The following is a 26,056-nucleotide window of genomic DNA, read 5'->3' on the forward strand; positions in this document are numbered from 1 at the left end:
AGGCTGTTCGGGTGACCGCCACGGCCGGCAGCGGTGTCCGTCCGGTGACCTGTGCGGGTGCGTTCAGGCTCCGCGCAGGGAGCGGAATCGTCCCCGGCCGGTGCGCAGGCACATCCCGGTGGCCGTCACGATCGCGGCGGCGCCGTAGGCCCACGCCTGGAGGGGGAATCCGGGGAGGAGTGGGCCGGCCAGGTACAGGGCGGTGCCCGCGAGGGTGACGGTCAGCCATTCCCAGCGTCCGTCCATGGCCACGAGGGCGACCACGAGCAGGGAGTACCAGGGATAGTTCGGGGAGAGGAGAAGCAGGGCCGCGCCGGTGAGCAGCAGAGCCCCGCGCCAGGGGCGGGCCGGGTCGCCGCGCCACCACACGTACAGCCCGGTCAGCGCGAGCAGCAGGGCCGCCGTCACACCGGCGGCGGTGTCCGGCAGCAGCAGTCGCAGCAGGGCGAAACGGTGGACGTCACCGGGTTCGTAGCCCTCCTCGTGGAGATAGCCGGGCAGGTAGCCCAGGACGCCCGCGCCGGAGGCGACGACGTAGGGCAGGTAGGCGAGCGCGACGGCGGTGACGGCGGCCCCGACGACGCGCAGGACGCGGGCCGGGCGGCGGTGCCCGGACAAGGCTCCGGGCACCGCCAGGACCGGCAGGATTTTGACGGCGATCGCGGCCCCGAGCAACGCACCGCGGCGGGTTCCCGCGGTGGCGGTGCCGAGCGCGAGCACGGTGAACAGGACGCCGAGGGTGTCGATGTGGGCGTTGTTGACCGCTTCCAGGGCGACGGCCGGGCACCAGGCCCACAGGGCGGCCCGGGCCGGGGCCCGCGGGGGGTCACCGCGCCGGCGCAGGACGCGGAGCAGGGCGAGGGTGGTGCCGAAGGCCAGGACGGCGCCCCCGGCCTGGAGCGGTTTGTGGCGGCTGTCCGGCGGGGACAGCGCGTGAACGCCGAGGTACCAGCCCTCGGCGACCGGGGGGTAGATGGTGGGAACGGTGGGCCGGTTGATGCGGACGCAGAGGCCGCTGCCGGTGCGGGTGATCCCCCAGCCCTTGCAGGCTCGTGGTGGAGGGAACAGCCAGTCGTCGCGCAGTCGGGACAGTCGGGGTGCGGCGGGCGGGTAGGCATAGGGGGAGATTCCAGCGGCCTGGACGCGGCCGTCCCAGGCGTAGCGGTACATGTCGTCGCTGGTGCGCGGCTGCGCGGTGAGCCCGGCCAGGGCGACCGCGGCCGAACCGGTCAGGACGAGGAGGGTCGCGGCGCGGGCCGGGACCTTGCGCACGGTCCACACGGCAGCGGCGAACAGGGCCCAGGCGACGGCGTATCCCGCCAGAAGCCGGCCGGGGGCGCTGTGGCTGTCGCCCGCGCGGAGGGTGCCCGTGATGACGGCGGTGAGGGCGGCCAGAAGGACGGCGGTCACAGCTGTACGGGTGCGGGACCCGTGCCCGGCCGCCTGCACGGCACGGCTCGGGGTCGGGGGCGTGGTGGAGCGCCCGGGGTCCTGCCGGTTGCGGGCGGCGGTGTCGGTCATGGGCGGTCCGGCCCTCTGCCGGATGGGGGACGTGGGGCGTCGAGCCCGGTGTTCGGATGATGGAGTTCCAGGAAGGGGCGGTCGCCGGCCGTCCACCGCCCGGTGAGGACCCAGCCCGTGGCGTCGGCGGCGCGCAGCAGGGCGGTGGTGCCGACGCGGGCCCAGGGAAAGGGGCGGCCGTGGCGGCCGTGGGCGTCCTCGATGCGGACGGTGAGGCGCTCGTCCACGTCCTGCGGCGCGGCCTCGGCCAGCAGGCGCCCGCCGGGTCGGAGAAGGTCCCGCAGGCGGGCGAGCAGAGCCGCCGGGTCGCCGCCGATGCCGACGTTGCCGTCCAGCAACAAGGCCGTTCCCCAGCGGCCTTCTCCGGGCAGCCGGTCGAAGACCGACCGCCGCAGGGCGGCTCCGCCCCGGCGGCGGGTCCCGGCGACGGCGGCCGGGCTGAGGTCCACTCCGAGCGCCGGCATCCCCCGGGCGGCCAGTGCGGCCACCAGTCGTCCCGGCCCGCAGCCGACGTCCAGGACGGGCCCGGTGCAGCGGCTCAGTACGCCCGTGTCGGCGGCGTCGGGCGGGGCGCAGAAGCGCTCCACGTCCAGGGGCAGCAGGTCGGTCGCCCCCTGGGCGGCGGGTGTCAGCCGGCGCAGGTACAACGGGCCGCGGCCGGCGCGCAGGGCAAGGTCGTAGGGGCCGTTCGTCCAGGGCTCCCCGCGCTCGACGGCGGCGGACCGATCGGCGCGCTGCGCCGGCGCCCGGAGCTGGGAGGGGAGCGTGGCGTTCAGGAGATCCTCCGCCACCCTGGTCCGCTCCACCGGCTCCACCGGCTCGCTCCGTCCGGCGACCGCCGTGCCCGCCCCGTGCGCCGTGCCGCTCATCGGACGGCCTCCGCGAGCGAGGCCAGGGCGACGGCGAAGCGGGATCCGGGCGGGCAGCAGGCGGCCACCGAGGCGGCGTCGGCCGCGGTGTCCACGTCCCGCAGCAGCGGCAGCTCACCGACCGTCAGTCCCGCCTCGGCGAGCCTGCGGCGCTGAACGGCCCCGGTGCGGCCGGTGGACATCGGTACACCGCGGACGAGCGCTCCGGCGCCGGCCGGGTCGGCGAAGCCGAGCGCCCAGAAGCCGCCGTCGGCCGCGGGGCCGAACCAGGCGTCGCACCCGTCACGGCCGACATCGGCCAGCAGGTCCGGGGTGACCTGCGGGGTGTCCATGCCGAGCAGCAGCGCCGGGCCGTCGTCGCAGAGGTCGAAGGCGGCGGCGATCCGCTCGTCGAGGCCGCCGGAGGTCTGGGGCACGACCTCGAAGCCGCGCGGCAGCCAGGGACCCGCGCTTCCGTCGAGGACGAGCATCCGGCGCCGGGCGGGGATCCGGAGCATCGTACGGAGCGTGTCGGCCAGGGCCGCCTCGGCCAGGGCCGCCGCCTCCTGGGGGGTATAAGGCGGGGTGAGCCGGGTCTTGACCCGTCCGGGGACCGGCTCCTTCGCGATGACCAGAAGGGTGGCGGCCTCCGCGGCCGTGGCGCGGGCGTTCATCGAACGCCTCCCGCGAGGCGCGCGCCGGGGGCCGGAGCAGCGGCCGGCTGCTCGGCGAGGACGGCCCGCATGTCCCGTACGGCCTGCCAGGTGCCGCGCCATGTGCCGGTGACCTTCGAGCGGCCCGTCCGAGGGCGGTAGGGCACGTCGGTCTCCGCCACCCGCCAGCCGGCGTCGGCGGCGCGGACCACCATCTGCAGGGGATAGCCGGAGCGCCGGTCGGTCAGGCCCAGGGCCAGCAGCTTCTCCCGGCGGGCGGCGCGCATCGGGCCCAGGTCGTGCAGGCGTAGGCCGGTGCGGCGGCGGACCAGTCGGGCCAGCTCCAGGTTGGCCAGCCGGGCGTGTACGGGCCAGGCACCTCGGGCGGTGGGCCTGCGACGGCCCAGCACCAGCTCCGCGGCGCCGTCGAGGACGGGCCCGGCGACGGTCGGCAGCAGTCGGGGGTCGAGGGAGGCGTCGCAGTCGCAGAAGCAGACGACGTCGGCCGTGGCGGCGAGGAGGCCCGTGTGGCAGGCGGCGCCGAAGCCGCGCCGCGGCTCGTGGACCACGTACGCGCCCAGGGCGCCGGCCAGGTCGGGGGAACCGTCGGTGGAACCGTTGTCGACGACGATCGCGCGCCAGCCGGCCGGGATCCGTTCCAGTACCCACGGCAGGGCCTCGGCTTCGTCGAGGCAGGGCAGCACGACGTCCACAGAAGAGGGGGGAGTCTCGATCACCCCTCTCACCCTACGGACGCAGAACAGACAAAAGGGATGTCGCATCCTTACGGATCGCTGACGTCGTTCGCCGCCCCCGTCAGCGACGGGATCGGGGTGTGAGACTCGGTCATGTGAAACGCGTACTCGTCGTGGACGACGACCCCACCGTCTCCGAGGTCGTCGCCGGCTATCTGGACCGGGCGGGCTTCACCGTCGACGTCGCCGCCGACGGGCCCACCGCCATGGCCCGGGCCTCCGCCCGGCCGCCCGACCTGGTGGTACTGGACCTGATGCTGCCCGGCATGGACGGCCTGGAGGTCTGCCGCCGCCTGCGAACGGCCGGACCACTCCCGGTGATCATGCTGACCGCGCGCGGCGACGAGGAGGACCGCATCCTCGGCCTCGAGGTCGGTGCGGACGACTACGTCACCAAGCCGTTCAGCCCCCGGGAACTGGTGCTCCGGGTGGAGTCCGTGCTCCGCCGGGCCGGCGCGGCACGGGCCGTCCGCGCCGAGACGGCGCAGCCGTGGCTGCGGGCCGGCCCGCTCGCCCTCGATCCCACCGCCCGGCGGGCCACCCGGGACGGCACCGAACTACCCCTGACCATCAGGGAGTTCGACCTGCTGGAGTACTTCATGCGGCACCCCGGGCAGGCCACGAGCCGGGAACAGTTGATGCAGCGGGTCTGGAGCTGGGAGTTCGGCGACCTGTCGACCGTGACCGTGCATGTGCGGCGCCTGCGCGAGAAGGTCGAGGACGACCCGGCCCGCCCGCGCCTGATCAGCACGGTCTGGGGCATCGGCTACCGTTTCGACGCTCCCTCCGCGCCGGAAACGGAGGCCGGTCATGGTCGGTGACGTGCTCCTCATCGCGCTCTACGCGGCGATCGGCGCGGCGGGCGCCGGGCTGCTGGGAGCGGTGGCCCTGCGGGTGCTGCGGAAGCGCTCCGTCGCCGCGTCCCTGGCCGCGGTCGCCGCCGTCACCGTGGCGGCCATGCTCGCCGGAACCATGCTGGTGGCCTGGGCGATGTTCCTGTCCGACCACGATCTGTGGGTCGTGACGACGGTGTGCGCCATGGCCACGGCCGTCTCCCTCGTCGTGGCGCTCCTGCTGGGCCGCAGCGTCGTCAGGGGGAGCCGGGAGTTGGCCGAGGCCACCCGCGCCCTCGGTGACGACGGCAGCTTCACCCCGCCCGCCGCCGCACCGACCGCCGAACTCGCCGAACTGAGCCGCCAGTTGGCTGCGACCAGCGCCAAGCTGGCCGCCTCGCGGGAACGTGAACGCACGCTGGAAGCCTCCCGGCGGGAACTGGTCGCCTGGATCTCCCACGACCTGCGCACCCCGCTGGCCGGCCTGCAGGCCATGGCGGAGGCCCTGGAAGACGGCATGGTCGACGATCCCCGCGAGTACCACACCCGCATCCGGGCGGAGGTCGAGCGCATGAGCGCCATGGTCAGCGACCTGTTCGAGCTCTCCCGCATCCAGGCCGGTGTGCTCGCCCTGTCCCCCGCCCGGATGTCGGTCTACGACCTCGTCGGCGACGCCATCGCCGGGGTCGACGCCCTGGCCAGGGAACACGGCGTACGGCTCGTGGGCGAGGGAGTCGACTCCGTGCCGGTGGAGGTCGACGGCCGCGAGATGTCCCGGGTCCTGGCCAACCTGCTGGTCAACGCGATCCGCCGCACACCCGCCGACGGCACGGTCGCCGTCTCGGCCCGCCGTGAGGCGGACCGGGTGGTGCTGTCGGTGACCGACGGCTGCGGTGGGATCCCCCCGGAGGACCTGCCGCGCGTCTTCGACACCGGCTGGCGTGGCACGCACGCCCGTACACCGCCGGCCGGGGCGGGGCTCGGCCTGGCCATCGTGCGCGGCATCGTCGAGGCCCACCAGGGGCGCGCAGCGGTGCACAACGTTCCGGGCGGCTGCCGGTTCGAGGTGCACCTGCCCGCGGCGGTCTGAGAGGACGAGGACCCGAGGGAGGACCGGCCGGGCTCACCCCGACCCGCGGCGGCGGCGCCGCGCCGGTTCACCCGGCCCGCAGCGGCGCCACCGCGAACTCCGCCATCCCCTCGGCGAAGGCGACCCGCGGCTTCCAGCCCAGCTCGTCGCGCAGTCGCTGCGAGGAGGCGGTGATGTGACGGACGTCGCCCAGCCGGTACTCCCCCGTGACGACCGGCTCCGGCCCGCCGTACGCCACGGCCAGCGCGGCGGCCATCTCGCCCACGGTGTGCGGCTCCCCACTGCCGACGTTGTACGCCCGCGAGCCGCCCTCCGGCAGGCCGTCCACGCCGTCCAGCGCCGCGAGATTGGCGCCGGCGACGTCCCGGACATGGACGAAGTCCCGCCGCTGCCCGCCGTCCTCGAAGACGCGCGGGGCCTCGCCGCGCGCGAGCGCGGACCGGAACAGGGAGGCGACACCCGCGTAGGGGGTGTCCCTCGGCATCCGGGGACCGTACACGTTGTGGTAGCGCAGGGCGGCGACCCGCCCGCCGGTCGCCCGCGCCCACGCGGCGGCCAGGTGTTCCTGGGCCAGTTTGGTGGCCGCGTAGACATTGCGCGGATCGCCCGGGGCGTCCTCCCCCACCAGGCCGGCGGCCGGCGGCGCGCCGCAGTGCGGGCAAGGGGGGTCGAAGCTGCCCGCCTCCAGGTCCGCCACACGGCGCGGCCCGGGCCGTACGGCGCCGTGCCGTGAGCACTCGTACCGTCCCTCGCCGTAGACCACCATCGAACTCGCCAGCACCAGGCGGCGCACACCCGCCTCGGCCATACCGGCCAGGAGGACCGCGGTGCCGAGGTCGTTGCAGCCCACGTAGTCCGGGGCGTCGGTGAAGTCCTTGCCGAGACCGACCATCGCGGCCTGGTGACAGACGGCGCCGACGCCCCGCAGGGCGTCGGCCACGGCCTCCCCGTCGCGGACGTCGGCGTGCCGCCGGTCCACCCCGTCGGGGATCGGCGGGGCAGTGCGGTGCGCGGCGGGGAGCAGCGCGTCGAGGACGCGCACCTCGTGCCCTGCGGCGACGAGGGCGGTGACGATGTGCGAGCCGATGAAACCCGCACCTCCGGTGACCAGGATCAACATGCCACCGACCGTAGAGGCGCGCAGGCGGTGGCGGACCGCTCGGAGCGAGGACGTCAGGGGTTCGTAAGGCTTCCCGTACCCCCATGCGTCCCCGCCGGATGCGGACGCCGCCGTCGGCACGGCGAGGGCCCGCCGGGCAGCGGCGCAGGTCACGCCTCGGGCCGCCGCCGGCCACGCCGGAACGCCCGCACGGCCGTCCAGAGCGCGGTCACCGCCGTCACGGCCGCCATCGCGATCAGCCAGTTGCGCGGGTAGTCCAACGGCAGCACCGACGCATTGGCCGTCCTGCCCGGCCGTAGCAGCACCGGCAGTGCCACCGTCGTCAGCGCCCCCGCGACGAGCAGGGCTCCGCGGACCGGCCCGCGCAGACCGCCGCGCACCAGCACCAGCCCGGCCAGCAGCACCAGCGGGGCGATCACCGCGTCGTGCAGGAGCAGCGCTCCGCCGAGCCACTCCAGCACATCTGCCGGGTCGCGGACGTCCCGCAGCAAGACCACCCCGACACCCATGAGCGCCACACCGGCCGCACCCGCCGCCGCACGCAGCGCCTTCACGCCGACACCTCCAGACGCCCGACCCACTTGGTCTGCAGCACGCCCGGCCGGTCGGGGGCGATGAGCCGCGCCGGGTATCCGTGGTCGGGGTGGAGCTCCTCGCCGTTCAGGCGCAGGGCGAGCAGGGTCAGCGGGTCGCGGGCGTGCTCGTGCCCCATCTCCGACACCCGGTAGGCGCCCCTCGGCTCCAGCGACACCACCCGTACGCGCGCGTGCACCGGCGCCCCCGCACGGTCCAGCAGATCCACGACCCGTACGCCGGTCCAGCGCGCCGACTTGCTCCAGCCCTCCACGCATGCGATCGGCAACTCCACCTCGTACTGCGGCAGGGCGCGCAGTTCGTCCAGGGTCAGGGTGTACGGCTGCGGGCCGGCCACCACCAGGCGGTACTCCTCGGCAGTGATTCCGCCGGCCCCCGCCGCGGCGGCGGTCCGGTTGACCGGCAGCGCCTGCGGGCCCCGGTCGGGGTGGCGGGGCGCGAACAGAAGAAGCCCCTTCAGCGGCGTGAAGGACTGGCCCACGGTGGTCACCGTGACGGCCCCGACGGCAGCGCCCACCGCGACCAGAAGCGAGCGCCGGTCGGGACCGTCCTGCGCGGGCAGGGCGAGCGTCCCGGGCGACCGGCGGGTCCAGTGCGCCCTGATCTCGGGGGCCTTGACCGCGATGTGCAGCAGCAGGGCCCCGACGACCAGCCAGGCCACCGCGTAGTGCACGGGTACGAACGCGAACGGCCACGGATACCACTGGGCCGTGTTCAACAACCCGGAGGCCAACTCGAAGAGGGCACCGGCCACCAGCACCGCGACCGACAGCCGCTCGAACGCGTGCTTGACCGACCGCAACGGCGGCCACTCCGCCAACCGCGGATACACCGCCCACAGCTTCGCCAGCAGCAACGGGATCGCCGCGATGCCAGAGGCGACATGAAGCCCCTGGGTGAGCCGGTAACCCCACACCGGGCGGCTCGGAATGCTGTCGGCCAGCCGGCCCGGAGGATGCTGCATGAAGTGGCTGACCAACCCGGTGACGAAGCAGAGGGCGAACGCCGCCCCCAGCCACCGGCCGATCGACGTGGCCGTGCGGGCGTCGTGCAGCCTGCCCTTGAACACCGGCGGAGAGAAACGCAGTTCCATGCCCCCCATCCCACTCGGCACGGGGCGGCCACGGAACAATGGAACCCTTACGGAACGCGGACGTTCCGTCGGCACCGCGGCCCCTGCTGCTGGTGGTGGTGTGTCCCCGGGCGGTCGACCCGGCCACGACGAGCCGCCCCGTGCCGCCCGTCGCGGTCGAAGTGCGCCGTCGAGACCATGGGGCCGACCTCGATGTCCTCGTCCGCCTGTGGCTCACCGCCGACCGGGGCGCGGACCTGGCCGACGAGGCGCTCGCCGTTCACCACGTAATGCCCGTGACCCTGCTCCGGGGGCATTCAGGCGGCCGCAGGCATACACGACGGCAGGGCGGCCGGGCGGCCCGCAGCAGCGTTGTTGTACGTATGACCTCCTCTCTGTGCCAGAGCCTTGGCTTTCGTCGGAAGCCCCTCCGTCTTCATGGACACGCCAAGAGGTAATTCCTGCCTCGCCGAACCGCTACGGGTTCTGTGGGCGGTTGTTCATGCCGCGAGGGACTCAGGGCCTTCGACGAGGTAGCCGCGTCCGGCTGGGAGCGATGGGAGCACGGGGAGCGGCAGAGACCTCCCGGATTGGTCCCGCTCACGCGTCAGGGGCTCTCCGAAGAGAGCCCCTGACCTGCGGAAACATCCCACTTCACCGTCGGGACGACAGGATTTGAACCTGCGACCCCTTGACCCCCAGTCAAGTGCGCTACCAAGCTGCGCCACGTCCCGGTGCGTCTCGCGCGGTGTCCCGCGTGATCGCGCGGACAGCACTTTACCCCACCACGGGCAGTGCCCCGAAGGGGCCGGTGAGGCGGGACAATCGGGGTATGAGCGACGCATCGGGAGTTCGGGCGGGCCGGGGACGCGACCGGGACCCGGAGGGGCGGGCCCGCAACGCGCGGCCCCGGGACGGTCTGGGGCGGCCGCTGCCGTACGGGGTGCAAGGCGTGGCACGCCAGCCGGAGGGCGTCGTGCGCACCCCGGAGGAGACCGTCACCGAGGCACAGGAGTTGCTGGACGACGGAAAGCCGTTCCACGCGCACGAGGTCTTCGAGGACGCCTGGAAGTCGGGGCCCGAGGAGGAGCGTGGCCTGTGGCGCGGGCTCGCGCAGTTGGCGGTCGGCCTGACGCACGCGGCCCGGGGCAATGTGACCGGGGGCGCCCGGCTGCTGCGGCGCGGTGCCGGGGCCGTCGAGGCGTGGGCGTCCGGCACGGGACGGGAGCGGCCGTACGGGCTGGAGGTGGCCGGGCTGGCCTGCTGGGCCCGGGAGTTGGCGGCGGCGGTGGAGCGGGACGCGGCGGCCGTCGACCCTCGGGCGTCGGCGCCCCGGCTGCGTGGGGCGGAGTCGTAGGGCCGGCCGCGGGGACCGTCGGCGGCGTACGGCAGACTCGGGGCGTGCGAAAGATTCATGTCATCGGCATCGGGGCGGGCGACCCCGACCAGCTGACCCTGCAGGCGGTGAAGGCGCTGAAGAGCACCGACGTGTTCTTCCTCCTCGACAAGGGCGAGGTGAAGTCCGACCTGGTGCAGCTGCGCCGTGACATCCTCGACGCACACCTGCCCCAGGGGTCGTACCGCCTGGTCGAGGCGCGCGACCCCGAGCGGGACCGGGCCGCGGGCGGCGCCGCCTACTCCCCCGCGGTGGGTGACTGGCGCTCGGCGCGCGCCGGGATCTACGAGCGGCTCATCGCCGAGGAGCTGGGCGAGGACGAGAGCGGCGCGTTCCTGGTGTGGGGAGACCCGGCGCTGTACGACAGCACGCTCGGGATCCTTCAGGAGGTACTGGAGCGGGGCACGGTGACGTTCTCCTACGACGTCGTGCCGGGCATCAGCAGCGTCTCGGCGCTCGTCGCGAAGCACCGCACCGGACTCAACCGGGTCGCCGGGCCGGTGCAGATCACCACCGGCCGCCGCCTGGCGGAGGGCTTCCCGGAGGGGGTCGACGACGTGGTGGTGATGCTGGACGCGCACCAGGCGTTCCGGAAGTACGCGGACCAGGACATGGACATCTACTGGGGCGCGTACATCGGCACGCCGGACGAGATGCTCGTCTCCGGCCCCCTCGCCGAGACGGCCGAGCGCATCGAGCGGCTGCGCGCCCAGGCGCGGGAGCACAAGGGCTGGATCATGGACACGTACCTGCTCCGCAGGCGTCCCCGGGAGTAGCGGGGGGTGCGGTCTGCGCGGAAACCCCGGGTGAGTACCGGCCGTGCCCGCGCCCTGCTCACAGCCCTGGGAGCCCCAGCCGGGCCAGTACGCCCGCCATGTCGGGTACCGCCGTCACGCCCGGCGGCAGGGGCGGGCGGCGTACGACGACGACCGGCAGGCGGAGTTCCCGGGCAGCCGTGAGCTTCGCGGCGGTCGCCTCTCCCCCGCTGTCCTTGGTCACGAGCACGTCGATGCGGTGCTCGCGCAGCAGCGCCGTCTCGTTCTCGAGCGTGAACGGTCCGCGCGCCAGCAGCACCTGCGTGTCCGGTGGCATGGGCGGTTCGGGCGGGTCCACCGAACGCAGCAGGAAGTGCAGACCCGTCAGGTGAGCGAAGGAGGCGAGGCCGCCTCGGCCGGTGGTCAGGAAGACGCGCCGGCCCAGGCGCGGCAGACGGTCCGCCGCGTCGGTGAGCGAGGTCGCCTCGTGCCAGCGGTCGCCGGGGCCGGGGCGCCAGCCGGGCCTGCGCAGGACCACGGCGTGGACGCCGGTGGCCGCGGCGGCGCGTGCCGTGTGGGCCGTGATGCCCGCGGCGAACGGGTGCGTGGCGTCGACCACGGCGTCCACACGGTGTTCGCGCAGCCAGACGGCCAGTCCCTGCGCGCCCCCGAAGCCCCCGACGCGTACCTCGCCGTGGACGGTCCCCGGCCGGGACACCCGCCCGGCCAGGGACGTGGTCACGCGGACGCCGGGGCGGGAGGCCAGAGCCGCGGCGAGTTCGCGTGCCTCGGTGGTGCCGCCGAGGACCAGGATGTGCGGGGACATGACGACGAGGGTACGGCTGCCTCGGATCACGTGGTGCGGAAGCCTTCCCGCATGCCGTACGGCCGTCGGGCACGGTGCTCGTTATCGTCCTGGCATGCCCGACATCGACGCAGTGCGTGCCGTCCTCATCGACATCGACGGCGTCCTCACCGTCTCGTGGCAGCCGCTGCCGGGTGCGGTCGAGGCGCTGCGGGAGATCCGTGACTCGGGGTACGCGGTCGCCCTGGTCACCAACACGACGTCCCGTACCCGCGCCTCGATCGCCGAGACCCTGTCCACGGCCGGTTTCCCCGTGACCGCCGCGGACGTCCTCACCGCGCCCGCGGTCACCGCCGCGTACCTCGCCGAGCACTGCCCGGGGGCGCGGTGCTCGCTGCTGACCAGCGGTGACATCCGGGAGGACCTGGCGGACGTCCTTCTCGTCGACGACGAGGACACCGTGCCGGACGTGGTGATCCTCGGTGGTGCCGGCCCCGAGTTCGACTACCCGGCGCTCAACCGGGCCTTCGGCCACCTTCAGCAGGGTGCGCGGCTGGTCGCCATGCACCGCAACCTGTACTGGCGCACCGACCGCGGGCTGCAGCTGGACTCGGGGGCGTTCCTGCTCGGTCTGGAGCGGGCGGCGCACACGGAGGCCGAGGTCACCGGCAAGCCGTCGCCCGCCTTCTTCGAGGCCGCACTGGCACGCCTCGGAGTGAGTGCCGACCACGCGCTGATGGTGGGCGACGACATCGAGTCCGATGTGCTCGCGGCGCAGCGCGCCGGGCTCACCGGAGTCCTGGTCAGGACCGGCAAGTACCTGCCGGAGACCCACCGGGACGCGGGTGGCGAGCCGCATCACGTCCTCGACTCGTTCGCGGACCTCCCGGCGCTGCTCGGATAGCTTCAGCGCAGCAGGAGCTGGAGGGCGCCCACCACGGTCGCCGCGATCACCAGGTGCTCGAAAAGGCGCTGGTTGATGCGGGTCACCGCCCATCTGCCGATGACGGCGCCCGGCAGCACGAACACCGCGAGCGCCGCGTCCAGTAGCAGGGAACGGCCGTCGATCAGACCGAGACCGGCGCTGAAGGGCACCTTGGAGACGTTGACGATCAGGAAGAAGAAGGCGGAGGTGCCGAGGAAACCCAGTTTGCGGAAGCCCGCGGAGAGCAGGTACAGGGACATCACCGGGCCGCCGGCGTTCGCGACCATCGTCGTGAAGCCGCCGAGGACGCCGTAGGAGCGGGCCTTGACGCGACCCGCGCGCGAGGTCACCGCGTCGGGTGCGTCGTCCCGGTCGGCACGGCGGCGGCGCCACACCGTGACCGCCGCCATCAGCAGCAGGATCGCGCCGATCGAGGTCCGTACGACCGCGTCGTCGGCCCACACCAGGAACAGCGTGCCGACGACGACGCCCGCGGCGACCGCCGGGAACAGGCGCCAGAGGGTGGGCCAGTGGGCGTGGCGGCGGTAGGTGAGGACGGCGAGGACGTCGCCGACGATCAGGATCGGCAGCAGGACGCCGGTGGAGGCACGGGCCGGCAGGACGGCGGCGAAGACGGCGAGGCTGACCGTGTTGGCGCCGCTCACGGCGGTCTTGGAGAAGCCGACGAGCAGCGCGGCGGCGGCCAGCGCCGCGAACCCCCACGGCGAGATGTCCCACAGCGTCATCGTGTTCATGCGGGGACCGATGCTATGCCCACGCATCCGGCCACGTCAGGCGGGGTCTCGCCGGATGGGCCCTCGGCGTGGTGCCCCGGGGCCGCCGACCCGCGCCGCTCGCCCTACACCTGGGGACGTTCGACGAGCACCGTGCTGCCCTGGCCCACGCCCACGCACATGGTCGCGAGCCCGCGGGCCGCGCCCGTGCGGTGCATGCGGTGCAGGAGGGTGGTCAGGATGCGGGCGCCCGAGCAGCCGAGCGGGTGGCCGAGGGCGATGGCACCACCGGTCGGATTGACCAGCTCCGGGTCGAGGCCGAGCCGGTCGGTGCAGGCGAGGGCCTGTGCGGCGAACGCCTCGTTGAGCTCGGCCTCCTGGACGTCGCCGACCGTCCAGCCGACTCGCGCCAGGGCCTTCTCGGTGGCGGGGACGGGGCCGATGCCCATCACGTCCGGGTGCACACCGGCCGAGGCCCCGGCCACGTACCGGCCGAGGGAGTCGAGACCGAGCTCGTTCAGCACCTCCTCGCTGACGAGGAGGAGTCCGGCGGCGCCGTCGTTCATGGGCGAGGCGTTGCCCGCGGTGACGGTGCCGCCCTCGCGGAACACCGGCTTGAGGCGGGCGAGTTTCTCGTACGACGTGTCCTCGCGGACGCCTTCGTCGGCGGTGACGACGACACCGTCGGGCCGGGTCACGGGCAGGAGTTCGGCGTCGAAGAGCCCGTTCTTGCGGGCCTCGGCCGCCCGCCGGTGGCTGCGCAGCGCGAATTCGTCCTGGCGTTCGCGGGGGATGCCGTACCGCTCGGCGACCTCCTCGGCGGTCTCGCCCATGGAGAGCAGGCCGTGCAGGTCCTTCATCGCCGGGTTGACCAGCCGCCAGCCGAGGCGGGTGTCGGCGGTCTCGAGGCGGTGCGGCAGGGCCTCGTCGGGGCGGGGCAGGACGAAGGGGGCCCGGCTCATGGACTCCGAGCCGCCCGCGAGCACGATGTCGGCCTCGCCCGCGGCGATGGCGCGGGCGGCCGTCGTGACCGCCTCCAGGCCGGAGGCGCACAGCCGGTTGACGGTGGCGCCCGGGACGGACTCGGGCAGGCCGGCGAGGAGGGCGGCCATGCGGGCGACGTTGCGGTTGTCCTCGCCGGCCTGGTTGGCGGCACCCCAGTAGACGTCGTCGATGCGGGCCGGGTCGAGGGCGGGCACGTCCGCGACCAGGCCGCGGATCACGGAGGCCGCGAGGTCGTCGGGCCGCACGCAGGACAGGGCGCCGCGCAGCCTGCCGATGGGTGTGCGGCGGGCTGCCGCGAAGTGGACGGTACGCACGACGGAACTCCTGACCGGCCTCGGTGATGGAGCGGAGCCAGTTGTCGGCACCGCTGGTCATGGAGCGGGGCCAGTTAATTAGCACCGCTAGTTTCGGACTATAGACCGCCGGGCGGCCACCGGGAAGCTCACCGGCGGTGGGAGGGGAGGGCGGGCGCGCTTTCCTCGGGTTTCACCTGATCGGTCCTGGGGACCCGGGCGCGCATGGAGTGGTTGCGGCAAGCGGCATGCGTGGGTGAGGACCCCGAGCTGTTCTTCCCCGTCGGGTCGGCGGGGCCGGCCGTCGAGGAGACCGCCGCCGCCAAGCGGGTCTGCCGTCGCTGCCCCGTCATGGGCCAGTGCCTGGACTGGGCGTTGGGCAGCGGGCAGACGGCGGGTGTGTGGGGCGGCACCTGCGAGCAGGAGCGTGCCGCACTGCTCCGTGCCACGAGAGACCGACCGACAAACCGACCGACAAGGAGAAGCGTTCGATGACCGTGGTGCACAGCACGCTGCCCGAGCCCGCGCGCCGGGTCACCGGGGAGGCCCTGCAGGAGACCCTGGTGGATCTGCTCGGGCTGTCCCTGATCGGGAAGCAGGCCCACTGGAACATCGTCGGACCCAGGTTCCGCTCGATCCACCTCCAGCTCGACGAGGTGGTCGCCACGGCACGCTCGTACGCCGACACGGTGGCCGAGCGTGCGTCCGCGCTCGGCGTGCCGCCGGACGGCCGCCCGGAGACCGTCGCGTCCGACTCCGGCCTGCCCGGCACGAAGGAGGGCTGGCTGCGGGACACCGACGTCGTGGGTCTGACGGTGGAGTCGCTGCAGGCGGCGATCGGGCGGCTGCGCAAGCGGATCGAAGCCACCGCGGAGGCGGATCCCGTCACCCAGGACCTGCTGATCGGGATCACCGCGGAGCTGGAGAAGCAGCGCTGGATGTTCGAGGCCGGGAACTGGCCGCGCGGGGAGTGAGCCGGCGCGGGAGCCAACCGTCGAGGGCCGAGAGGAGTACGCCATGACCGACGCCCTGGAGATGGACGCGCTGTGGGAGGACTTCCACCGGGTGGTGAACATGACCTCCCAGGAACTGGCGACCTGGCTGCGGGTGCGGGACGCCGACGAGGAGAGCGAACCGCTGCCGGAGGAGGCGGGCACGCCCACCGGGCGGCACGTCCTTTCGATTCTGCAGAAGCGGCGCACCGATCTCACCGACGACGACGTCCGGGTGATGCGCAAGGTGGTGGACACGGTCACCTCCGAGGTGGACGTGGAGAACGAGCCGGAGGCCGAGGACGAGCACCGGCGCCACCGGCTCATGACGCTGGGGCACGACCCGCTCAAGGCGTCGCGGTGAGGCCGCCGTGGGCCGGGACGACACAGCCGCAGAGGTGATCGCAGAACTCGTCGGCGAGCACGGGCAGACCTACGCCGAGGAGGCGGGGATCCGGCTGAAGGACGCCCCGCAGCCGCTGTACCGGCTGCTGCTGATGGCGCTGCTGCTCAGTGCCCGCATCCGCTCCTCGATCGCCCTGGCCACGGTCCGGGCACTTGGGGAGGCGGGCCTGAAGGACCCGCGCCGCATGGCGGAGGCGGACTGGCAGGAGCGGGTCGACGCGCTGGGGCGGGGCGGCTACCGCCGCTACGACGAACGCACGGCGACCCAACTGGGCGACGGAGCCGAGCTGCTGACGCGGCGTTGGGGCGGAGACCTGCGGCGGCTGCGGAAGGAGGCCGACGGGGACGTCTCCGCCCTGCGCCGACTGCTGCAGGAGGTACCGGGGATCGGCCCGGCCGGCGCGGACATCTTCCTGCGCGAGGTGCAGCGCGTGTGGCCGGAGGTGGCGCCCTATCTGGACGCGAAGGCACTGTCGGGCGCGGAGCGGCTGGGGCTGCCGAAGGCCCCGGAGAAGCTGGTGAAGCTGGCGGAGGACACCGAACCGGCGGTGCTGGCGGCGGCGTTGGTGCGCGCGGCACTCGACAAGAAGCTGGCGGAAGAAGTGCGCGAGCACGCGGCGTGAGGGTGGCCCCGGGGACTGCCGGGGCCAGGCGACCCGGGCAGCGCCCGTCGCACGCCTTCCCGCACCCGGTCCCGGCCCCGGTCCGGTACCGAAGGTGCCGCCCCCCGGGGTCGCCGACACCTCGGCGACCGCCGGATGAAATCTTCGCCGGAACCGCAGAAAGCGCGTTCCCCGGAGCTCCTCGGCCGCGTATTTTGACATGTGCGCAACATTCCCCCGTCACCCCCCAGGAGCCGTCCCCATGCGCAGACTCCTCGCCACCCTCGCGGCGGCTGCCGCCGCGTTCGGCGGTCTCACGGCCACCGCGCCCAGCGCGGCGGCGGCCGACTCGGGCACGTTCAACGTGCTCAGCTACAACGTCGCCGGCCTGCCCGAGGGCATCTCCAGCGCGCCGACACCGCGCCAGTCGAGCACCACGACCATCGGCTCGCGGCTCGGCCCCTACGACATCGTCCATGTGCAGGAGGACTTCAACTACCACTCATACCTGTACGCCTCGGACTCCCACCCGTACCGCACGCCCACCAGCGGCGGCGCCGGCATCGGCAGCGGACTCAACACGCTGTCCGCGATCCCCTACGACACCGACGACTTCGAGCGCGTGCACTGGAACTCGTGCCAGTACGACTCGGGCGACTGCCTCACTCCCAAGGGTTTCACGTTCATGCGGGAGCGCCTGGCCGAGGGCGTCTACGTGGACTTCTACAACCTCCACACCAACGCGGGGACGAACGACGGCGACCTGGCCTCGCGCGCGGACAACCTCAACCAGCTGACCGACTTCATCAGGACCCACTCCGCGGGCAACGCCGTCGTCGTCATGGGCGACACCAACACCCGCTACACGCGCTCCGGCGACACGATCGCCGAGTTCGCCACCGCGAACGGCCTCACCGACGCCTGGGTCCGGCTGGTGCGCGGCGGCACCCCGCCCGCCAAGGGCAGCGACCCTCTGCTGTGCGACGAGAACGCGGTCACCGACAGCTGCGAGGTAGTCGACAAGATCCTCTACCGGGGCAGCAAGCCGGTCTCGCTCGACGCCACCGCGTACACCAACGAGCACGCCCAGTTCCTCACCGGCGACGGCAAGATGCTCTCCGACCACGACCCGATCACGGCGACCTTCCGCTGGGCGCGCAACTCCGCCTTCCGGCTCAGCGACCGGTTCGGCGGACCGCACGGTGACTACTTCAACGACATCACCGGCGTCCCGGCCGGCGCCCGGGCGACCGGCATCTCGCTGCGCAGCGGCTCCCGTGTCGACCGGATCGGCGTGACGCTGACGGACGGCACCACGCTCGCCCACGGCGGCACGGGCGGCACGGCGTCCTCGCTGGCACTGGGCAGCGACGAGTACGTGACGAGTGCGCAGTTGTGCGAGGGCCCGTACGACGGTCACACGAGGATCTTCTTCGCGAAGTTCACGACCAATCTGGGCCGCAGCCTGGCGGGCGGCACCACGACGTCCGACTGCGTGACCCGTACGGCGCCCCCCGGCTGGCAGATCGCGGGCTTCCACGGGCGCTCCGGCGACGAGGTCGACAAGATCGGCTTCATCTACACCCGGCGCTGACCCGCCGGCACGACATCCCGAGGGCCGCTGACCCGGCAGCGGCCCTTGCGTGTGGCTGATTCCCGTCCTCGGGTTAGTCTTGCCGCCGTACCGGACACGGGGTGCCCGCTCTGCGGGCTGAGATCACACCCGTCGAACCTGAACCAGTTCGCACTGGCGGAGGGATGTCTTTCATGCCATCGGCGCATGTCTCGGGCGGGCTGCCCACCGGCGGCCGGTGCACCGTCTTCGACGGGCGGATGCCGACCGCTCCCGGCGACCTCAGGGTGGAGGGGCACGGCATCGAGCCGGTCCCCGAGACGAATCGTTACGGCGGGGCGGGCCGGCTGTTCACCGTGTGGTTCGCCCCCAACCTGACCATGACCGGCGTCTTCACCGGGACCATCGGTATCGCGCTCGGCCTGGACTTCACCACCGCGCTCGCCGCCGTCGTCCTCGGCACGGTGCTGGGCGCCGTGCCCACCTCCTACCTGAGCACCTGGGGCAGCCGCACGGGAGCCGGCCAGCTGCCGCTCGCCCGGCTGGCGTTCGGACGCGCCGTGGTGGTGCCCGGGGTGCTGCAGTGGCTGTCCTCGATCGCCTGGGACGCGCTGATCGGGCTGTTCGGCGGGGACGCGCTGGCACGGCTCGCCGGCTGGCCGTTCTGGCTGGGCGTGCTGGTGGTGATGCTGGCGCAGGGAGCCCTCGGGGTCCTCGGCTACGAGGCGATCCACCGGCTGCAGATCGTCATGACGTTCGTGCTGGCGGCCGCGTTCGCGCTGATCGCCCTGCGCATGGCGGGCAGCGTGCACCCCGCCTGGACGGGCACCGCGCACGGCGCGGACCGGGTCGGCGCCTTCGTGCTGACCAGCACCATCGCCCTCAGCCTGTCGCTGTCCTGGGCGCCGTACGCCAGCGACTTCAGCCGCTATCTGCCGCGCGCCACCTCACGCGCCCGGATGTTCTGGTGCACGCTGCTCGGCCTCGTGGTGTCCTTCGTGGCCGTGCAGGTCCTCGGGCTGTGGGGCGCCTCGGTGCTCACCGACCAGACGGCCGCGGGCGTGGACCATGTGCTGGGCGGTGGCGCGGCCGGTGCCTTCGGGCTGCTGGCCGTGGCGCTGGCGGCGCTCGCCAGCAACGCGATGAACGACTACAGCGGCTCACTGGCGTTGCAGACCGTCGGGGTTCGCCTGCCGCGTCCGTTGGCAGCGGCCCTCGCCGTGGTGCTGGGCTTCCCCCTGGTGCTGTGGATGCACGCGGCGAACACCACCGCCCGCTTCCAGAACGTGCTGCTGTTCGTCAGCTACTGGATCCCCGGCTTCGTGGCGATCGTGGTCGTCGACTGGCTGGTGCGGCGCGGCACCGCGGTCGACCTCGCCGCCGCGACCGCCCGGCCTCGTTCCGGATGGCCGCCGCTGCTGGCGTTCGCCGGCGCCTTCGCCGCAGCGGTGCCGTTCATGGACACCGGCCTGTACACGGGCCCGGCCGCCCACGCGCTGCACGGCGGCGACATCTCCTACTACGTGGCGTTCCTGGTCGCCCTCGCGCTCTACGCACCGCTGCGCGTACGAGAGACCAGTCGCCCGCGTGCCCGAGAGGAGGGCCGCGCATGACCGCGCCGCCCCGTGTTCTGACCATCGCCGGCTCCGACTCCGGCGGTGGCGCCGGGATCCAGGCCGACCTGAAGACCATGCTGGCGCTCGGCGCCCACGGGATGAGCGTGATCACCGCGGTGACCGCGCAGAACTCGGTGGGCGTGCAGGGTGCCTGGGAACTGCCGGTGGAGGCGGTGCGCGCCCAGTACCGCAGCGTCGTCGACGACATCGGCGTACAGGCGGTCAAGACGGGCATGCTCGCCTCGCCCGCGCTGGTCGAGGCGGTCGCCGAGTTGCTCGCGGACGCACCCGCACCGGTCGTCGTGGACCCGGTGAGCGTCTCCAAGCACGGGGACCGGCTGCTCGCCGACGACGCCCTGGACGCCGTACGGACCCGGCTGCTGCCGCTCGCCACGGTGACGACGCCCAATCTGGACGAGGTCGCGGAGCTGACCGGCGTCTCGGCGACCGACGAGGCCGGCATGCGCCGCGCGGCCGACCGCCTGCTGGCCTACGGGCCCCGGTGGGTGCTCGTCAAGGGCGGGCACCTGCCGGGCGAGGCCACCGACCTGCTCACGGACGGCCGGCGGGAACACTGGCTGCGGGCACCGCGCCACGACAACCGGCACACCCACGGCACGGGCTGCACCCTCGCCTCGGCCCTCGCGGTCGGTCTCGCGCAGGGCCTCACGGTGCCCGACGCGGTGCGGCAGGCCAAGGAGTACGTCACGGAGGCGATCGCGGCGGGCTTCGCGCTCGGCGCCGGCATCGGACCGGTGGACCACGGCTGGAGGCTGCGCGCGCGCACGTGACGGCGGCCGGGGAGAGGCGCCCGCGCGCACGACACGGCAGCCCGGAAGACACCCCCACGCACACGACACGGCAGCCCGGAAGACACCCCCACGCATACAAGGGAGCCTCGGGTCAGAGCGTCTCGGACGGATCTGGTGTGATGGACGAGCACCGCCGATCCTTTCGCGTAAGGACCGAACCCTGAACCCCCCGCTCGCCGAGGCTCTCTCCGTCCTGCTCCTCGTCGCCGTCCTGGCCGGCGCGGTGGTGCGTCCCTTCGAACTGCCGGAGGCCGTCTGGGCCGTTCCGGCCGCCGGGATCGCGATCCTCACCGGCGCCATCTCCCTGGACCACGCCCGGGCCGAGGCCGAGCGCCTCGGCCCGGTGGTCGGCTTTCTGGCGGCCGTGCTGGTGCTGGCCCACTTCTGTGACGTCGACGGCCTGTTCCAGGCCTGCGGCGCATGGATGGCGCGCTGGGCGGCGGGCCGTCCCGGAAGGTTGCTGACCGCGGTGTTCGTCCTCGCCTCGTTGATCACCGCGGTGCTCAGCCTGGACGCCACCGTCGTGCTGCTGACGCCCGTCGTGTTCGCCACCGCGGCCAGGATGGGCTCCCGCCCGAAGCCGCACCTGTACGCCTGCACCCATCTGTCGAACACGGCGTCGCTGCTGCTGCCGGTCTCCAATCTGACCAACCTGCTCGCGTTCGGCGCGGCCGGGCTGAGCTTCACCCGCTTCGCCGCGTTGATGGTTCTGCCGTGGCTGGTGGCGGTGGCCGTCGAGTACGTCGTCTTCCGGCGCTTCTTCCGCCACGACCTGGACGCGGGGGCCACCGGGGAGGGGCACGGCGAGCCGCCGAGACTGCCGCTGTTCGCCCTGGTGACGGTCGCCTGCACGCTCGCGGGTTTCGTGGTCGCCTCCGCGTTCGGCGTCGACCCGGCATGGTCGGCCGCGGCCGGGGCCCTGGTGCTGGCCGTGCGTGGAATCCTCGGGCGCCGGGCCACCCCGCTGACGGTCGTGCGGGCGACGGCGCCGTCCTTCCTGGCGTTCGTGCCGGCGCTGGGCGTCGTGGTGCGCGCGGTCGTCGACAACGGTTTCGCGAGCGCTCTCGGCCATGTGATCCCCGCCGGCACCGGCCTGCCCGCGCTGCTCGGCGTCGCGGCCCTGGCGGCCGTGCTGGCCAACCTGATCAACAACCTCCCCGCGGTCCTGGTGCTGCTGCCGCCGGCCGCCCCGTCCGGCCCGGGAGCGGTGCTCGCCGTGCTGCTCGGCGTGAACATCGGCCCCAACCTCACCTACGCCGGTTCGCTGGCCACGCTGCTGTGGCGCCGCATCGTCCACCAGCACGACCACGGCGTCGACCTCAGGGAGTTCACGCGCCTCGGCGCGGTCGCGGTGCCGACCGCGCTGGCGGGCGCGGTGGTGGCGCTGTGGACCTCGCTGCACGTCCTCGGGACATGACCCGGCTCCCGGCCCCGCAGTCGGGCTCCCGGGCGGTGAGCAACTCCCGCCCCTCCGTCCGTACATCGGTACAGCGGTACGAGCCGTACCGAGCGACATCCGCCGCGCCCGTCCCCCACACGGGCGCGGCGGATCCGGACCCAAGGAGCACAGCATGCAGGCGACCGCGCAGATCGGCGTCACCGGGCTCGCGGTGATGGGCCGCAACCTGGCCCGGAACTTCGCGCGCAACGGGTACACCGTCGCCGTGCACAACCGCACCCCGGCCAGGACGAAGGCGCTGATCGAGGACTTCGGACACGAGGGCACGTTCGTGGCCGCCGAGACGGCCGAGGAGTTCGTGGCGGCGCTGGAGCGACCGCGCCGCCTGATGATCATGGTGCAGGCGGGGGCGGCGACCGATGCCGTGATCGATGAGTTCGCCCCACTCCTGGAGCCAGGCGACGTGATCATCGACGGCGGCAACGCGCACTTCGCCGACACCCGGCGCCGTGAGCGGGCGCTGCGCGAGCGCGGCATCCACTTCGTGGGAGTGGGCGTCTCCGGCGGCGAGGAGGGGGCGCTCAACGGGCCGAGCATCATGCCCGGCGGCTCGCCGCAGTCGTACGCCGCGCTCGGCCCGATGCTGGAGAAGATCAGCGCGAAGGTGGACGGCGAACCGTGTGCGACGCATGTCGGCACCGACGGCGCCGGGCACTTCGTGAAGATGGTCCACAACGGCATCGAGTACGCCGACATGCAGCTGATCGGTGAGGCCTACGACCTGCTGCGCCAGGTGGCCGGGTACGCTCCCGCCACGATCGCCGAGGTGTTCCGCCAGTGGAACAAGGGGCGCCTCGACTCGTATCTGATCGAGATCACGGCGGAGGTGCTGTCCCACGTCGACGCGGCGACCGGCCGGCCGTTCGTGGACGTCGTCGCCGACGCGGCGGGACAGAAGGGCACCGGGCGCTGGACGGTGCAGACCGCGCTGGAGCTGGGCTCGCCGGTGACCGCGATCGCGCAGGCCACCTTCGCCCGCGCCGCCTCCGGCCAGTCCGCGCTGCGCGCCGCCTACCGGGGGCTGCCCGGTGGCACGAACTGGGACCTGACACCATATGAGGCCGAGCGCTTCACCGCGCAGGTCGAGCAGGCCCTGTACGCGTCCAAGCTGATCGCCTACGACCAGGGCTGGAAGATGATCCTGGACGCGGCCAAGGAGTTCGGCTGGAAGATCGACCTAGGAGCGGTCGCGAAGATCTGGCGCGGCGGCTGCATCATCCGCGCCGCCTTCCTGGACCGCATACGCGCCGCCTACGCGGCCGATCCCCGCCTGGTGAGCCTGCTGTCGGACGCGGGCTTCGCCTCGGAGATCGCCGAGGCGCAGGTGCCGTGGCGGGAGGTGATCGCCACGGCGGCCCGCCGGGGCGTGCCGGTGCCCGCCTTCTCCGCCGCGCTGTCGTACTACGACTCCCTGCGCGCCGACCGTCTGCCGGCCGCGCTCACCCAGGGCCAGCGCGACTACTTCGGCGCCCACACCTACCGGCGCGTAGACCGCGAGGGCAGCTTCCACACCCTCTGGGGCGCGCCGGGCCGCACGGAGACGGAGGTCATCTGAATCGGCGCGTCGCCGGGCTCCCCGAGCGTGAGTCCGGCGACGCCCACGGTGCGGGCCGCGGGCGTCCCGGCCTGCCGGTCGCCGGTGCTCGCCCGCACGGCGCAGGTCATGGGCGTCACCGCCGCGGACACCATCGGACCGACCACGCACCCCACGCTGAGCGAAGCCGTCCAGGACGCGTTGCACGGTCCGGCCGGGCACATGATCAGCCGCTGAGGCCCCTCCGTGCACTGCCCGGGACAGCGTGGCGACCGCGGTGAGCCGGTGATCGCTGCGCGAGGCCGACACCGGCCACCGAGGACCACCGTCTCAACGCGCCCTGCGCAAGCGCCGGATCGAGCACTTCGGCAGAACGCCGGGTCGGTGCGTACGGGGGATCCGAGGTCAGTGGGTCGCGTGACCGGGCGCCTTGACTCGGGCCGCCGTCGGACGCTTTGATCATGCGCGTGCCGGGTCGTCGCCCGGCACGTCAGAGGTGCGCCCAGCCGGTGCCGGACACCGTCCGAGTCCGGCCCGAGTCGCCAGGACCGCGGCAGCGTCCGAGGCGGGGGGCGTACTCGCGATGGATGGAGCGGACATGTCCGTCATGCGTGTGGCCCGTGTCGGAGCGGCCGCCGCTGTGGTGGCCCTGCTGGCGGTCGCAGGCTGCGGCACCAAGGCCGACACGGAGGACCCTTCGGACACGGCACCAGGGCAGAGCCCGTCGCAGGCCTCCGCATCGCAGAAGCCGGCTCCCACCGCGGTCAGGCTCCCACCGCCGCACGCCGGCTTCGACTACCAGATCGGGGGCGCCTACCCTCCGCCGCGGGGAGTCCGCGTCGTCAGCCGTGACCGTACGGCCTCCCCGGCGCCGGGCCTCTACAACATCTGTTACGTCAACGCCTTCCAGGTCCAGCCGGGCGACGAGAAGACATGGCCCGCCGACCTGCTGCTGCGGGACAGCAGCGGCGAGGTGGTCATGGACCGGGACTGGAACGAGGCACTGCTCGACATCGGCACGGCAGCCAAGCGCGCCCGGGTGGCGAGGCGGATCAACCAGTGGATCGACGGCTGCGCCGCCAAGGGCTTCAACGCGGTCGAGCCGGACAACTACGACAGCTACACCCGCTCCGACGACCTGCTGAGCGCGCAGGACGCCACCGCCTTCATCACCCTCCTGTCGGCCCACGCGCACGCCCGCCATCTGGCCATAGGCCAGAAGAACACCCTCGATCTGGCCGGGCAGCGCAAGCGGACCGGCCTCGACTTCGCGGTGACGGAGGAGTGCGGGCAGTACGACGAGTGCGACGCGTACGCGAAGGCCTTCGACAACCACGTCGTCGACGTCGAGTACACGGACAGCGGCCTGCGCAAGGCCCTCGCGGGCTACGGCGACCGGCTGAGCATCGTGCGCCGGGACAGGGACGTGGCCACGCCGGACAACCCGGGCTATGTGCGCAGGACCAACTGACGTGAGCCGCGCGCACGGACGACCTGCCGGGCTGGAGGGAGACGGCCAGGTCGTCCGCGTGAATCTTCGGCCCGGGTCGACATGGCGCAGATGGGGGAACCCAGCTCCAGGGCCGACGATGATCTCGTCCCGTGGAGCATGTCAATGGATGCGATCTTGAAGCGCATTGCATCAGAAATGGCAACGCGCCGTACGACGCCCTCCGCTGACGTCGACCATGGCGGCTGGGAGCGATGGGAGCACAGGAAGCGGCAGAGAGCTCCCGGATTGCTCCCGCTCACACGTCAGGGGCCTCCGAAAAGGGCCCCTGGCCTGCGAAAACGTCCGACCTCACCGTCGGGACGACAGGATTTGAACCTGCGACCCCTTGACCTCCAGTAGCTGAGCCCAAGGTCAGAGCGTCCACACAGTCCAGGCAGTCCCGTAAACGTCCAGGTCAGGGGCTTGTCACACCGGCTGCCGTGAGGAGGTCTGTGAGAAATGTGTGAGACGCACCGATGTTTGAGTCACTGCGCGTTCGGGTCTCCGCGTCCCTGTAGCCGGCGTGGTACTAGCCGGCGGCCCAGAGCTTCAGCCCGTGGGTGATCGGCCCAGGCTGTCGGGAACCAGACTCGATGGCGTGCTGGGAAGTGGAGAAGGGCAAGCTCGACGCATCCGGCGTCACGAAAGCTGGCAATGCGAACGTTGCCGAGATCCACAATCAAGCCTTGATGATGCTGGCGCACGAGATCTTAGACCCGGAGTCGAACAAGAGAGTTCTCGTTGACCACGCCTTCATCGTGGCAGGTGGCGAGATCACCAAGGCTGCTCGAAACTGGATCGGCAACGCGCTTGATGATGCCGAGCGAAGCCAGATCAGCTCCTCGGGCACTTGAGGGCAGGCGGTGTCTGCCCGATCCGCCGGCGAGCGTAAGCCCTCCCTGCTCCCAACACGATGCAGGCCACCGGCCAAACCCTCAGGGCCTTCGAGCCGAGCGCTATATGAGCGGCGCAGTTACAGAGGGAGCCGCTTCGCGAACTCGATGAAGTTGGCCCAGGCCGCCGGCGGGAGGGCCAGCCGGCCGGCGTCGCGTTGTTTTGTGTCCTGGACCAGTACGACAGCGGGGTTGTTGTCGGCTACTTCGACACAGTTCTCGGTGCCGGTGTAGGAGCTGGTGCGCCAGTTTGGTTCGACAGTCACGTTGATCTCCTCC

29 protein-coding genes, 1 tRNA gene, 1 pseudogene and 1 riboswitch are annotated in these 26,056 nt (G+C 73.0%); of the genes and pseudogenes, 18 read left to right on the plus strand and 13 right to left on the minus strand.

The annotated features are described in order from the left end of the window. Positions 1 to 63 precede the first annotated feature (63 nt). From AC5WS8_RS28910 to AC5WS8_RS28925, 4 genes are read right to left on the minus strand one after another with little or no spacing between them, the layout of a single operon-like run. Positions 64 to 1,521, minus strand: a complete 1,458-nt coding sequence (locus AC5WS8_RS28910; protein WP_496106434.1) for a glycosyltransferase 87 family protein — start codon at positions 1,519 to 1,521, stop codon at positions 64 to 66. Next, positions 1,518 to 2,390, minus strand: a complete 873-nt coding sequence (locus AC5WS8_RS28915) for a class I SAM-dependent methyltransferase (protein ID WP_496106435.1) — start codon at positions 2,388 to 2,390, stop codon at positions 1,518 to 1,520. The genes AC5WS8_RS28910 and AC5WS8_RS28915 overlap by 4 nt, the downstream gene beginning before the upstream one ends. Further along, entirely contained in the window at positions 2,387 to 3,043 is a 657-nt protein-coding gene (locus AC5WS8_RS28920; RefSeq protein ID WP_496106436.1) for a TIGR04282 family arsenosugar biosynthesis glycosyltransferase, read from the minus strand. The genes AC5WS8_RS28915 and AC5WS8_RS28920 overlap by 4 nt, the downstream gene beginning before the upstream one ends. After that, positions 3,040 to 3,804, minus strand: coding sequence for a glycosyltransferase family 2 protein (locus AC5WS8_RS28925; RefSeq protein ID WP_496106437.1), 765 nt, complete (start codon positions 3,802 to 3,804; stop codon positions 3,040 to 3,042). The genes AC5WS8_RS28920 and AC5WS8_RS28925 overlap by 4 nt, the downstream gene beginning before the upstream one ends. Positions 3,805 to 3,872: 68 nt before the next feature. Here AC5WS8_RS28925 and AC5WS8_RS28930 point away from each other — a divergent pair, with 68 nt between their 5' ends. Both AC5WS8_RS28930 and AC5WS8_RS28935 read left to right on the plus strand, forming a co-directional pair. Then, complete coding sequence (locus AC5WS8_RS28930) at positions 3,873 to 4,598, plus strand: response regulator transcription factor (protein WP_496106438.1); 726 nt, start codon at positions 3,873 to 3,875, stop codon at positions 4,596 to 4,598. Continuing rightward, positions 4,588 to 5,700 (plus strand): sensor histidine kinase, encoded by a 1,113-nt coding sequence (locus AC5WS8_RS28935; protein ID WP_496106439.1) that lies wholly within the window; start codon positions 4,588 to 4,590, stop codon positions 5,698 to 5,700. Before AC5WS8_RS28930 ends, AC5WS8_RS28935 begins: the two co-directional genes overlap by 11 nt. A 67-nt stretch (positions 5,701 to 5,767) precedes the next feature. Here AC5WS8_RS28935 and AC5WS8_RS28940 read toward each other — a convergent pair whose 3' ends face one another. From AC5WS8_RS28940 to AC5WS8_RS28960, 5 genes are all read right to left on the minus strand, one after another. Next, positions 5,768 to 6,820, minus strand: a complete 1,053-nt coding sequence (locus AC5WS8_RS28940; RefSeq protein WP_496106440.1) for an NAD-dependent epimerase/dehydratase family protein — start codon at positions 6,818 to 6,820, stop codon at positions 5,768 to 5,770. A gap of 149 nt (positions 6,821 to 6,969) precedes the next feature. Beyond that, positions 6,970 to 7,374 (minus strand): hypothetical protein, encoded by a 405-nt coding sequence (locus AC5WS8_RS28945; protein WP_496106441.1) that lies wholly within the window; start codon positions 7,372 to 7,374, stop codon positions 6,970 to 6,972. Further along, entirely contained in the window at positions 7,371 to 8,507 is a 1,137-nt protein-coding gene (locus tag AC5WS8_RS28950; RefSeq protein WP_496106442.1) for a molybdopterin-dependent oxidoreductase, read from the minus strand. Before AC5WS8_RS28950 ends, AC5WS8_RS28945 begins: the two co-directional genes overlap by 4 nt. A gap of 47 nt (positions 8,508 to 8,554) precedes the next feature. Further along, positions 8,555 to 8,770 carry a hypothetical protein gene (locus AC5WS8_RS28955; protein ID WP_496106443.1) on the minus strand — a complete coding sequence of 72 codons (216 nt, stop codon included), beginning with the start codon at positions 8,768 to 8,770 and terminating at the stop codon, positions 8,555 to 8,557. Between the two features lie 376 nt (positions 8,771 to 9,146). Then, positions 9,147 to 9,220 (minus strand) — tRNA-Pro (locus tag AC5WS8_RS28960). 98 nt (positions 9,221 to 9,318) lie between these two features. Here AC5WS8_RS28960 and AC5WS8_RS28965 point away from each other — a divergent pair. Then, complete coding sequence (locus tag AC5WS8_RS28965; protein ID WP_496106444.1) at positions 9,319 to 9,843, plus strand: DUF309 domain-containing protein; 525 nt, start codon at positions 9,319 to 9,321, stop codon at positions 9,841 to 9,843. A 44-nt stretch (positions 9,844 to 9,887) separates the two neighbouring features. Next, positions 9,888 to 10,658 carry a precorrin-6A synthase (deacetylating) gene (gene cobF, locus AC5WS8_RS28970; RefSeq protein ID WP_496106445.1) on the plus strand — a complete coding sequence of 257 codons (771 nt, stop codon included), beginning with the start codon at positions 9,888 to 9,890 and terminating at the stop codon, positions 10,656 to 10,658. A 58-nt stretch (positions 10,659 to 10,716) separates the two neighbouring features. Here cobF and AC5WS8_RS28975 read toward each other — a convergent pair whose 3' ends face one another. After that, a complete protein-coding gene (locus AC5WS8_RS28975) occupies positions 10,717 to 11,463 on the minus strand; it encodes a cobalt-precorrin-6A reductase (RefSeq protein ID WP_496106446.1) in 747 nt (248 codons plus the stop codon). On the opposite strand from AC5WS8_RS28975, the pseudogene AC5WS8_RS28980 reads away from it, so the two are divergent. Both AC5WS8_RS28980 and AC5WS8_RS28985 read left to right on the plus strand, forming a co-directional pair. Next, positions 11,462 to 11,521, plus strand: a pseudogene (locus AC5WS8_RS28980) (hypothetical protein); the annotation flags it as partial. The gene AC5WS8_RS28975 and the pseudogene AC5WS8_RS28980 overlap by 2 nt on opposite strands. A 45-nt stretch (positions 11,522 to 11,566) precedes the next feature. Beyond that, a complete protein-coding gene (locus AC5WS8_RS28985) occupies positions 11,567 to 12,346 on the plus strand; it encodes an HAD-IIA family hydrolase (RefSeq protein WP_496106468.1) in 780 nt (259 codons plus the stop codon). A gap of 2 nt (positions 12,347 to 12,348) precedes the next feature. On the opposite strand, the gene AC5WS8_RS28990 is transcribed toward AC5WS8_RS28985, so the two are convergent. Then, positions 12,349 to 13,122, minus strand: a complete 774-nt coding sequence (locus AC5WS8_RS28990; protein ID WP_496106447.1) for a sulfite exporter TauE/SafE family protein — start codon at positions 13,120 to 13,122, stop codon at positions 12,349 to 12,351. 104 nt (positions 13,123 to 13,226) lie between these two features. After that, positions 13,227 to 14,420: a thiolase family protein gene (locus AC5WS8_RS28995; protein ID WP_496106448.1), complete on the minus strand. Its 1,194-nt coding sequence runs from the start codon at positions 14,418 to 14,420 to the stop codon at positions 13,227 to 13,229. 204 nt (positions 14,421 to 14,624) lie between these two features. On the opposite strand from AC5WS8_RS28995, the gene AC5WS8_RS29000 reads away from it, so the two are divergent. From AC5WS8_RS29000 to AC5WS8_RS29055, 12 genes are all read left to right on the plus strand, one after another. Then, the gene (locus AC5WS8_RS29000) at positions 14,625 to 14,894 is read left to right on the plus strand and encodes a WhiB family transcriptional regulator (protein WP_496106449.1); all 270 of its coding nucleotides are present in this window, start codon (positions 14,625 to 14,627) and stop codon (positions 14,892 to 14,894) included. Beyond that, complete coding sequence (locus AC5WS8_RS29005) at positions 14,891 to 15,373, plus strand: Dps family protein (RefSeq protein ID WP_496106450.1); 483 nt, start codon at positions 14,891 to 14,893, stop codon at positions 15,371 to 15,373. The genes AC5WS8_RS29000 and AC5WS8_RS29005 overlap by 4 nt, the downstream gene beginning before the upstream one ends. A 43-nt stretch (positions 15,374 to 15,416) precedes the next feature. Further along, positions 15,417 to 15,755, plus strand: coding sequence for a DUF3140 domain-containing protein (locus AC5WS8_RS29010; protein WP_496106451.1), 339 nt, complete (start codon positions 15,417 to 15,419; stop codon positions 15,753 to 15,755). 34 nt (positions 15,756 to 15,789) lie between these two features. After that, positions 15,790 to 16,419: an HhH-GDP family DNA glycosylase gene (locus tag AC5WS8_RS29015; protein ID WP_496106452.1), complete on the plus strand. Its 630-nt coding sequence runs from the start codon at positions 15,790 to 15,792 to the stop codon at positions 16,417 to 16,419. Positions 16,420 to 16,660: 241 nt separating this feature from the next. Continuing rightward, positions 16,661 to 17,992 (plus strand): jacalin-like lectin, encoded by a 1,332-nt coding sequence (locus AC5WS8_RS29020; RefSeq protein ID WP_496106453.1) that lies wholly within the window; start codon positions 16,661 to 16,663, stop codon positions 17,990 to 17,992. Positions 17,993 to 18,079: 87 nt separating this feature from the next. Beyond that, a riboswitch (TPP riboswitch) is annotated at positions 18,080 to 18,174 on the plus strand. Next, a complete protein-coding gene (locus AC5WS8_RS29025; protein ID WP_496106454.1) occupies positions 18,166 to 19,584 on the plus strand; it encodes a purine-cytosine permease family protein in 1,419 nt (472 codons plus the stop codon). Its footprint overlaps the riboswitch before it by 9 nt. Beyond that, positions 19,581 to 20,378 carry a bifunctional hydroxymethylpyrimidine kinase/phosphomethylpyrimidine kinase gene (thiD, locus tag AC5WS8_RS29030; protein ID WP_496106455.1) on the plus strand — a complete coding sequence of 266 codons (798 nt, stop codon included), beginning with the start codon at positions 19,581 to 19,583 and terminating at the stop codon, positions 20,376 to 20,378. The genes AC5WS8_RS29025 and thiD overlap by 4 nt, the downstream gene beginning before the upstream one ends. Positions 20,379 to 20,559: 181 nt before the next feature. Then, entirely contained in the window at positions 20,560 to 21,816 is a 1,257-nt protein-coding gene (locus AC5WS8_RS29035) for an arsenic transporter (RefSeq protein ID WP_496106469.1), read from the plus strand. Between the two features lie 154 nt (positions 21,817 to 21,970). Next, entirely contained in the window at positions 21,971 to 23,413 is a 1,443-nt protein-coding gene (gene gnd, locus AC5WS8_RS29040) for an NADP-dependent phosphogluconate dehydrogenase (protein WP_496106456.1), read from the plus strand. Between the two features lie 27 nt (positions 23,414 to 23,440). Beyond that, positions 23,441 to 23,629, plus strand: coding sequence for a hypothetical protein (locus AC5WS8_RS29045; protein ID WP_496106457.1), 189 nt, complete (start codon positions 23,441 to 23,443; stop codon positions 23,627 to 23,629). Between the two features lie 361 nt (positions 23,630 to 23,990). Continuing rightward, the gene (locus AC5WS8_RS29050) at positions 23,991 to 24,863 is read left to right on the plus strand and encodes an endo alpha-1,4 polygalactosaminidase (protein WP_496106458.1); all 873 of its coding nucleotides are present in this window, start codon (positions 23,991 to 23,993) and stop codon (positions 24,861 to 24,863) included. Between the two features lie 629 nt (positions 24,864 to 25,492). Further along, positions 25,493 to 25,738, plus strand: a complete 246-nt coding sequence (locus tag AC5WS8_RS29055; protein ID WP_496106459.1) for a hypothetical protein — start codon at positions 25,493 to 25,495, stop codon at positions 25,736 to 25,738. Between the two features lie 119 nt (positions 25,739 to 25,857). Here the strand turns inward: AC5WS8_RS29055 and AC5WS8_RS29060 are convergent, their stop codons facing one another. Next, positions 25,858 to 26,043: a DUF397 domain-containing protein gene (locus tag AC5WS8_RS29060; RefSeq protein WP_496106460.1), complete on the minus strand. Its 186-nt coding sequence runs from the start codon at positions 26,041 to 26,043 to the stop codon at positions 25,858 to 25,860. Positions 26,044 to 26,056: the final 13 nt, after the last annotated feature.

Source organism: Streptomyces sp. PTL18, assembly GCF_059510295.1.

Bases quoted from the DNA above. Each gene is read 5' to 3' on its own strand.
- AC5WS8_RS28910 (WP_496106434.1), bottom strand. From the start codon at position 1,521: ATGACCGACACCGCCGCCCGCAACCGGCAGGACCCCGGGCGCTCCACC.
- AC5WS8_RS28915 (WP_496106435.1), bottom strand. From the start codon at position 2,390: ATGAGCGGCACGGCGCACGGGGCGGGCACGGCGGTCGCCGGACGGAGC.
- AC5WS8_RS28920 (WP_496106436.1), bottom strand. From the start codon at position 3,043: ATGAACGCCCGCGCCACGGCCGCGGAGGCCGCCACCCTTCTGGTCATC.
- AC5WS8_RS28925 (WP_496106437.1), bottom strand. From the start codon at position 3,804: ATGCGACATCCCTTTTGTCTGTTCTGCGTCCGTAGGGTGAGAGGGGTG.
- AC5WS8_RS28935 (WP_496106439.1), top strand. From the start codon at position 4,588: ATGGTCGGTGACGTGCTCCTCATCGCGCTCTACGCGGCGATCGGCGCG.
- AC5WS8_RS28940 (WP_496106440.1), bottom strand. From the start codon at position 6,820: ATGTTGATCCTGGTCACCGGAGGTGCGGGTTTCATCGGCTCGCACATC.
- AC5WS8_RS28950 (WP_496106442.1), bottom strand. From the start codon at position 8,507: ATGGAACTGCGTTTCTCTCCGCCGGTGTTCAAGGGCAGGCTGCACGAC.
- AC5WS8_RS28965 (WP_496106444.1), top strand. From the start codon at position 9,319: ATGAGCGACGCATCGGGAGTTCGGGCGGGCCGGGGACGCGACCGGGAC.
- AC5WS8_RS28975 (WP_496106446.1), bottom strand. From the start codon at position 11,463: ATGTCCCCGCACATCCTGGTCCTCGGCGGCACCACCGAGGCACGCGAA.
- AC5WS8_RS28990 (WP_496106447.1), bottom strand. From the start codon at position 13,122: ATGAACACGATGACGCTGTGGGACATCTCGCCGTGGGGGTTCGCGGCG.
- AC5WS8_RS29000 (WP_496106449.1), top strand. From the start codon at position 14,625: ATGGAGTGGTTGCGGCAAGCGGCATGCGTGGGTGAGGACCCCGAGCTG.
- AC5WS8_RS29005 (WP_496106450.1), top strand. From the start codon at position 14,891: ATGACCGTGGTGCACAGCACGCTGCCCGAGCCCGCGCGCCGGGTCACC.
- AC5WS8_RS29010 (WP_496106451.1), top strand. From the start codon at position 15,417: ATGACCGACGCCCTGGAGATGGACGCGCTGTGGGAGGACTTCCACCGG.
- AC5WS8_RS29020 (WP_496106453.1), top strand. From the start codon at position 16,661: ATGCGCAGACTCCTCGCCACCCTCGCGGCGGCTGCCGCCGCGTTCGGC.
- AC5WS8_RS29025 (WP_496106454.1), top strand. From the start codon at position 18,166: ATGCCATCGGCGCATGTCTCGGGCGGGCTGCCCACCGGCGGCCGGTGC.
- thiD (WP_496106455.1), top strand. From the start codon at position 19,581: ATGACCGCGCCGCCCCGTGTTCTGACCATCGCCGGCTCCGACTCCGGC.
- gnd (WP_496106456.1), top strand. From the start codon at position 21,971: ATGCAGGCGACCGCGCAGATCGGCGTCACCGGGCTCGCGGTGATGGGC.
- AC5WS8_RS29050 (WP_496106458.1), top strand. From the start codon at position 23,991: ATGTCCGTCATGCGTGTGGCCCGTGTCGGAGCGGCCGCCGCTGTGGTG.